This window comes from Priestia koreensis (assembly GCF_001274935.1).
Lineage (GTDB): Bacteria > Bacillota > Bacilli > Bacillales > Bacillaceae_H > Bacillus_AG > Bacillus_AG koreensis.
In genome coordinates this window covers 1-8,203 of record NZ_LILC01000020.1, presented here as the reverse complement: position 1 = coordinate 8,203, position 8,203 = coordinate 1, and the positions used below count along the sequence as shown (strand labels likewise).

Annotated in this window: 9 protein-coding genes; 2 read left to right on the top strand and 7 right to left on the bottom strand. The window is 30.4% G+C overall.

Annotation, left to right across the window (positions count from 1 at the left end; all coding sequences use genetic code 11):
- Positions 1-380: 380 nt before the first annotated feature.
- From AMD01_RS15470 to AMD01_RS15445, 6 genes are all read right to left on the bottom strand, one after another.
- Complete coding sequence (locus AMD01_RS15470; protein WP_053402342.1) at positions 381-626, bottom strand: hypothetical protein; 246 nt, start codon at positions 624-626, stop codon at positions 381-383.
- A gap of 378 nt (positions 627-1,004) precedes the next feature.
- Positions 1,005-1,967 (bottom strand): hypothetical protein, encoded by a 963-nt coding sequence (locus AMD01_RS15465; RefSeq protein WP_053402341.1) that lies wholly within the window; start codon positions 1,965-1,967, stop codon positions 1,005-1,007.
- Between the two features lie 391 nt (positions 1,968-2,358).
- Positions 2,359-3,033, bottom strand: coding sequence for a hypothetical protein (locus tag AMD01_RS15460; protein ID WP_053402340.1), 675 nt, complete (start codon positions 3,031-3,033; stop codon positions 2,359-2,361).
- 179 nt (positions 3,034-3,212) lie between these two features.
- Complete coding sequence (locus AMD01_RS15455) at positions 3,213-3,626, bottom strand: hypothetical protein (protein ID WP_053402339.1); 414 nt, start codon at positions 3,624-3,626, stop codon at positions 3,213-3,215.
- Between the two features lie 2 nt (positions 3,627-3,628).
- Positions 3,629-4,027 (bottom strand): hypothetical protein, encoded by a 399-nt coding sequence (locus AMD01_RS24755; protein WP_245638960.1) that lies wholly within the window; start codon positions 4,025-4,027, stop codon positions 3,629-3,631.
- A gap of 267 nt (positions 4,028-4,294) precedes the next feature.
- The gene (locus AMD01_RS15445) at positions 4,295-4,594 is read right to left on the bottom strand and encodes a hypothetical protein (RefSeq protein ID WP_053402338.1); all 300 of its coding nucleotides are present in this window, start codon (positions 4,592-4,594) and stop codon (positions 4,295-4,297) included.
- Between the two features lie 321 nt (positions 4,595-4,915).
- Between AMD01_RS15445 and mobQ the strand changes: the two genes are divergently transcribed.
- Entirely contained in the window at positions 4,916-6,838 is a 1,923-nt protein-coding gene (gene mobQ / locus AMD01_RS15440) for a MobQ family relaxase (protein WP_053402337.1), read from the top strand.
- Positions 6,839-6,883: 45 nt separating this feature from the next.
- On the opposite strand, the gene AMD01_RS15435 is transcribed toward mobQ, so the two are convergent.
- Positions 6,884-7,921, bottom strand: a complete 1,038-nt coding sequence (locus tag AMD01_RS15435; RefSeq protein ID WP_157052758.1) for a hypothetical protein — start codon at positions 7,919-7,921, stop codon at positions 6,884-6,886.
- 55 nt (positions 7,922-7,976) lie between these two features.
- Between AMD01_RS15435 and AMD01_RS24215 the strand changes: the two genes are divergently transcribed.
- A complete protein-coding gene (locus AMD01_RS24215) occupies positions 7,977-8,141 on the top strand; it encodes a hypothetical protein (protein ID WP_157052757.1) in 165 nt (54 codons plus the stop codon).
- Positions 8,142-8,203 lie beyond the last annotated feature (62 nt).

The window sequence follows — 8,203 nt, the reverse complement described above, 5'->3', positions numbered from 1 at the left end:
AAAAAAAGAAATTAAAATAGGAAATCATTAAAAAATGGTATATCAATTTAAATAATTTCCTTAATCTATGGTATATTTTTTTGTAGTTGTGGGTATAATCCTATGTTTTTTAGGATAAATAGTATATATACACTTTTCTTTTTCTTTTTTTAAGCAAATTCCAAAAAAAAACTTGTTAAAACTAATGTTTTTTTGTTAGTATATATTTAACAGTGTATGATATTATATTTTTATATAAAAAACAGCACTTTTTTCAATTAAAATATCCTTAACTTTTCTAAATATTAGTCATAGTATGATATGATCAAAGAATTCTTTACAGAATTAAAAAAAAACCACCTATGGGGATAGGTGGATCTAACAAAACAATAAATGGGGATTTATTGTTCAAGATTCTTTCTAACATCTTCTGCAATCTTGGAAACTATTCTGTAATAAGCTTTTTCCAACAAAATTACCATCAATGTTAAAAGTAGAAAAACTACTAAAGAGGCAACACCAGTACCAACAGTTAATCCAAAGATAACTACTTTTGGAATGTAGTCAGTAACTACTTCGGCAGCAGCTAGTCCAATAACTAAGCCGAAAAATAAAAGATACACATCCTTTAAATCGATTTTTCTCATGAAATACTCACCTCCAACAAGCAACCAATGCTTGTGAAGCTAAGCAAAGAAGACGGGTAAGCAAAATACTGCATGATTATCAAATCCCTTCTAAATTATTTACACTTTGCATGGCGTGAGAACCAAATGTATATAAACAAGGATAAAGTTCCTTGGTAAACTCCAAAAATAAAAAACGCAAAAAGTACCCAAAAAGGGTATTAAAATTTTGCCGATTAAAATTTTCAGAATATTAAATCAGCTATTTTTTTCCCTAGATGGTTCCTTTTATCATAATATAATAGAATTTGTCTAATGTCAACATTTTCTATCATTCTATTAATGGCTGTTAATTAAAAAACCAAAACCCTCAATATATTCAGGGTTTTGGTTTTTTAATTATTTTTTATCATCATCAATAAGATTGTTTATTTCATCATCAGTTAAACTGTTATTATTTGTACCTAGCAATGCATTTTTGACACTTTCTTTGAATCTTTTAATCAAATCTAACTTTTCTTTGGTCATTTTTATAGCATAGGTTTTACTTTTTAAATCCATTTCTTTTATTTCTTTTTTTCTCAAAGTATCCATACTTGGAGGATAGGAAACAATCTTCTCATGTCTCTTTATAAATTTTTTAGTTACCAGTCTAGAGTCGGTTTTTAAATGATAATCTTGACGCCATTTAAAAATTGTATTTGAAAGATATTTATCTACTGAATACATATACTTTTTTACAATTATGCTTTTTGGTACCAATAATACAAGCTTTCCGTCTACTACCAGGGCCCTAGTATGAACCTTAACCCATTTATGTTCATATGGATCCCAACAAACACCAATATTTACTGGAACATCAGTCAATATAAGACCAAGTTTTTCACATTGCTCTACAGTGTAGATAGCTAGCTGCTGTCTTAATAAATTAGTTACAAGATCAGACATTCTATCTTCTGCGAAATCTTCAACAAAAATTGTAAAATCCTCGTAGTTATTTATTAGTCCATCTTCAATTAGCTTTTGTTCTTTAACTTGGTCAAAAATTTCTATTAATTTTTCAGGTGAACTACCTTTACCATTAGGTTTTCCTCTAGATAAGCCTAACTTTGTTTCATTTGGTTCATGAGCATGATTAAAAAGAAGTTTAGCTTCATTTTCTTGACCGCTTTTGTATAAGTTTAAAATAGTTGAAAAGAAGTCATTTACTATGTGCGCGGAAGTTTTGAACCATTCGCCATTTCTAACTTCTATTTGAGCAGGATCAATAAATAATTTATTATCTTTATTCAAATTTACGTTAACAAAATCTAAATCTTTTTGTTGCAAATTACTTAAACCAAAGTGTTCACTCAGTCTCAAATAAATTACCTCTTTCCTACTTTTATAGAATTAAATGTAATATAACCATTATATTAGTAATAGACCAATAGTAGCAATAAAAGACTTTTAAAAACCTTAAGAACAAACACCTTAAAGGTGTTATCTTTAGCCTTAAGGCTAAAGATATTACGAGAAATATATTAATTTGGGTATTGAAAAACAATTAGCGAACCACTATTAAATAATAGTGATAATAGAAAAGACTTTTAAAAACCTCCTTAAACCCTTGATATATATAGGCTGAAGGAGGTTTTTAAGGTGTCACCTTTTCGTGACACTTTTATATGTTTTTGTCACCTTTTCGTGACACCTAAAAAAAACCTTTTTTAGATTTTCTCAATATAAAAAAGCTATATAAAACTATAGCTTTTTAAAAAAATCTAGCAGGTAAATTAACCTTTTTACCCTTTTGATCTTTTAAATTTTTTAAAGAATGCTGGAATAACCGCATGGTTAATTTGTCTAACTGTACATTATTCTTTCTGGGTGCACAAATCATTATATAAGGATTTACAATCCACGTCCTGGGACTAACAGTACGTCCATTTTCTGTAACTTGGCCCGCACCTTCAGGATTAAGTAAAATCTCTTTTTCTTTTAAAGAATTCATAATAGCTGACGTTTTTTGTCTTGATTTACCTATCATTTCCGCAATTTCAGAAACTGTTGCTGCTTTAGGTAATTCAAAATCATCTTCTATATTTTTCTTTTTTCTCTTAAATTTATCTTCTCTACAAATGATAACATTACTCTTAAACTCTAAATAAGCTTGAATTCTAAAAAGGAAACTTTCCTCCGCTTGAGTTAAATATCCAATTTGATTTAATAAATCCAAATTCCTATGCATCGTTTGATTAAAGGGCTCCCCTGCAAATGGATCTTTACTGGTCCCGATAAAATGCTCTTCGCCAGTAAGCTCTTTAAGTGTTTGTAATAATGATTTCTTCAATTCCTCTGCTTTTAATCTATCTTTAGAATCATTTTCAAAATCTCTTTTTCTGGCATTTCTTTCAGCTTGTTCAAAATTGATAATATTTTTTCCCACTACTTTTTCTCTCCCCTATGTAGCAGGAATTAATCTCTTTATGATAGAATATTGTTATAACAATTCAAATAAAGGGACTAATTCCCTTGAACTTTTACAGAAACCGCCTGCCGTCCAAAGCAAGGGCGGTTTTTCTGTATCTCTTCTAATTTCGACATTTTCTTAAAAATTTCCTCTTTCTATGGTTTTTCGATCTTAACTCTCAATTTTTCCAGGAGATGATTGTCAACTCGTTTCGGTTTATATCCCATGCGATCAATCAATATACCTTCTAGAACCTTCATACGCGCCGTATAACGTTGATATTCACTCTCAGCATAGGATAATGTATCATTGTCTACTACCAAGCCTTCAGGAGCTTTCTGGAGCGTCCTCATTAAATTATACGATTTAGACCTCTCTTCTCTGACCAAACGTAATAATACAAGAATATCATAAGTATGAAATTCGATAAGATGCTGATAAGACAATTCAGCTTGCTCAATAAATACAAGCTCTTTTAATCTAGGTCTTTTTTTATTTAAAGGAGCTTGGCAAAAGTAGCAAAGATCTGCTGAAACCAAATTTTCTTTTTCACAATAAGAACAAATCATTCTTATAAACTCCTTTTAAAATGATCAAGTGCCATTTTTCTAAAGTAAGCAGACATTGATTTTAAATCATTCACTTCCTCAATTTCTCGATTGATTCGGTTCCAAATGTCTTCTGGAAGGGTAATTGATACTTTTTTAGTCAGACCAATACTTGGACGCCCTAAGGTTTCTCTTTTAGCAGATTCAGAATGTCTAAGATGTTCAGGTAATAAATCATATTTGTAAGGTGGAATATATAATTGCTCCAACATTTCTTGAAGTTGTTCCTCCGTTAATCCTTCTTCACTAGCTAGATGAGAAAATTCTGTCTCCATTTGTTCCATCGTAAAATAAAGATAAGTTTTATCATTATTCCAACGTTTGTCATACAATTTTTTATGGAAATCAAGTACTTTTAACATTGATTCATCACACATCCTTATTTTAAGTTACTTATAAATATATTATAAAAGTTACTAAAAGTAAAGCGTGAAAAAACTTACCCCTAAAGAAAATGGTAAGTTACTAAAAAGAAGAGTTACTAATGAAAATTTATGATAAAAACGAGGTAAAAACATACTATTACCAGCACAGTAATAAAATATACCCAAACATCTAATTAAGTTATTTCGAAGTAAAAAAATAGGTTGCCTTAAGGCAACTTATTTATCCTTAAGGCTACTTGGTAATTAGGTTCTATTTGTCTGTTCTTCTCTTAATTGATTTAATTGATCTTTTGTCATATTGGCAATTTTATCTCTGTTCTTTGTAAATACACTCTTTAAATATAATGCAACTTTTTCTGCTTCTTCTTCTCCTTGGATCTCAAAGTGTTTTTCAAATATAGCTCCTATTTGTATTAATCTTCTAGTTCTCTCTTTTCTCTCTTTTTCTTTTAAACGTTGAGCAATTTGCTGTTTCTTTGCCTCCATCTCTTTCATTTTATTTTCTAATTCTAATAAGCGTTCTTCATCTGTTTTTCTAACCATTAATTATCACTCCCTTTAAGCTATCTTCATGATGATAATTCTACCTTATAAAAAAGGAAAAAACTAGAATAATATCCTAGATGATTCACAGCTTGTGTGTTATAATCTCCCTTAGATCAAAGAGATAAGGGCGCACTTATACAAACTACGTTTGTGTGCGGTTCCTTCGGAACAAAAAAAATAAATCATCTTCCTTACGGAAGCAAAATATAATCGCCTTTAGGCGAAACCTTTATAAAAAAGAACCATCTTACGATATTTCTTTTTTATAAAGGTCAATTTATGGATTCGTGTAGCGACATTTGAAAGGGGGAGAAATTCATGGCGATCTATCATTTTTCAGCACAAGTTATTTCACGTAGCAGAGGACAATCAGCAGTCGCTTCTGCTGCTTATCGTTCTGGTGAACGATTACTTGATGAACGTACAGGTGAGAACAAATATTATGCTCGAAAAGTACAACCTGAAGCCATAATTTTATCCCCATCTCAATCCCCTTCATGGGTATATGATCGTAACCGTTTATGGAACGAAGTAGAAAAGGCTGAAACACGTAAAAACTCACAATTAGCGAGAGAAATTAATATTGCCTTACCAAGAGAATTATCAGCTAATCAACAAACAGATCTCATCAAACAATTTGTTCAAAGTCAATTTGTTAATAAAGGCATGATAGCTGATATTGCAATTCATCGTGATGATAAAGAAAATCCACATGCTCATGTAATGCTAACAACACGTGAAATTTCGAAAGATGGATTTACTGTTAAAAATAGAGACTGGAATGATCGTAAATTATTAAATCAATGGAGAGAGCAATGGGCAAATTATGCCAATCAAGCTCTTGATCTGCAAGGAGTTAACGAACGGATTTCTCACCTTTCGCATGAAGCTCGCGGATTAGAACAGTTGCCAACTATTCATTTAGGCCACGTTGCAGCTTCTATGGAAAAGGAAGGAAAGAAAACCAATCGAGGAACCATTAATCGTGAACGCCAGGAATATAATCGTGTTGTCACTGACCTTCAAGCTTATCGTGAGGAAAAAGCCAGATTGCAGAAGGAAATTGTCAAAGAAAAAAAAGATCAACATTTTTTAACTCCGGCTGAAAAGATAGATATTACGAAAGCTGTTTCAGTTGTAAAAGGATATGTCACAATTGAAAGTATTGAGAAACGGAGAGAACAAATTAATCAATGGAAAAATGGTCTAAGCCAATCTCAAAATTATCTAGACTGGAAACATGAAACATTCGAAAAAGCACAATCTTACATCGATAAACAAGAATATCTTCAAAACGCTATTAAACACAAACAAGAAGGTATTAAAGAAATAAATTGGTTAAATCCGTTAAAGATCAGAGAAAATCGTTTTAGAAAAGAGCGTTTTGAAAAGGAACTCAGTAAACTCCAATCTGATTATCAAGCTGTAGATGAAAAGCTTAATTACTATAGAGAAAAGTTAAACTTCTCTAATGTGAATGAATTCTTTATTAAAGCAAGAGATTTCAAGATCGAATATGATGAAAAGACAAATAGTATCCATAAACAAAAACAAGAGATTAAAACTCAAACAGTCATCCTTAATCAAGCTGAAAAGGCAATTAAACAATCTAAAATTAGAGAAATTGTATCTATATATCCTAATTTAAAAACAACTGGCCAGTATGTTAGTTATGAAACTGCCATGAAACTTAAAGAAATTAAAAATAAAACGGGTAAATATTATTCAATTGAATCTATAAAATCCATAATACAAGCTCGCCATGAAGTCAAAATGGAACTTACAGAGCAAATAAAAAATATTAATAAAGAACTACAGAGAATTCGCACTGCTGAATTGTACTATAAACAATTAGAGCAATTGCAGCATAAGATTGATAAAATAGGAGAAAATCCTTTCTTGAAAGGAAAGATCATGTTCTCTAAAGAAAGAAAAAATGAATATAAGCAAGATTTAGAACAACTGAAAGTATGTAAAAAGATGATTGCACAATTAGGATTTGAAGATAAGGAATCCTTCATTTCTTCAAAAAATGCAATGGATACAACAATAGCTGAAAAATCAAAAGCAGAAAAATATATATCACATGCGGAAACTGGAAATTATAAAAGTGGAGCCGGATTAAATACTAGTTTTTTAGAAAGTATTATACAAGGAATTGAACATGCAAAACAACTTGAAGAACAAGATAAATTAAAGAAGGGAAACCGAAAGAAAAAGGAAAGAAGAATAGAACGATAAAAAAACACCTTTAGAATTTATGAATCCTAAAGGTGTTTTTAAAAATCAATATCCTGTTTGAGCGTGAGTAGTTAATTGATCAAAACTTGTACTTGAAACTCCTGACCATCCGATGGCCGGACCTCCAAATGAAAGACTATACGAATAACTTGAACTTACTGTGGACTTTGCATGAGAATAGTTACCATAGGCATTAACTAATTTAGGTATTACAGAAGAATTTCTAGTGATATTGTAGTACATATAACCTTCTAATTCTGTTACTCTAAGTGTACTTGTATCGTCTTTCAGATTCATTTTTACTCCATATCCAGCACTTTGTTTGTTCCAAGTTGTACTGCTGCTATTGTAGACCGCATTATCTCCATAGAACCCGCCTAATTTAGGGTGAGTATATGACCATATTTGTTGCCCGTGCTGACTACCAGCTACAGGAGAAAACGTGGAGTCAATAGAAGTTGTAAGAACATCATAACTTCTTGTAGAAGGAACTACATCCCATACAAATTCATCAAATAGTCTAAGCGTAGTACCTATTCTTTGAATAGAAGTTGTAAGCTTACGGTAACTTGTAGAACTAGTATCATTCGCTGCTAAAGTTTTAGAACCGTTCTTCAATACAGACTGATTAGTATTCTGTTCTTCGGATTTCACTTTATTAACTCTTTTATAATATTCCTCTTTAGTTAATTCAGTAGTTGTATAATTATCATTATTATCATTCTTATTATTTAACATTTTATTCTTAAAATTAGTAGATAAATTGTTATTTGAATCTGTAGATTCCTTAACTTCATAATATTTAGTAGTTTCGACTTGTGAATCTACCTTTAGATCTTTATTTTCATCGAAAGCTTCTTGATCCATTTGATTAATTGCCAGATCAGAAAAACCTAAATTAGTTAGGTTTTGGTATTCAGTTTCTGTAATTTCAATACCATTAGAATTTTTTGTAACTACTTCATCAGCATGTGCGTTAGAAGTCTGGATAGCAAATGCTAATGCAAATGCTGTCAGAGAACCAAGCAATAATTTTGACTTAAACATATAAAATTTCCCCCTTATTTTTTTTACAACTTTCATTTTAACACTAAAATATGGTAATAAATACTTTTTTTGTAAAAAGGAGTCGAATTATATGAGTATAGGTCTAATTATATTTTTAAGCTGTGTGGCCTTATTAATTCATTTTGCAATTATAGAAGCAGCTGTAAAAAGAGGTGTAGATGTTTCTGAAACTAATGAAATGTTAAAAAAGATCATAAAAGAAATGGAAGAAGAAAAAAACAAAAAAAGAAATTAAAATAGGAAATCATTAAAAAATGGTATATCAATTTAAATAATTTCCTTAATCTATGGTATATT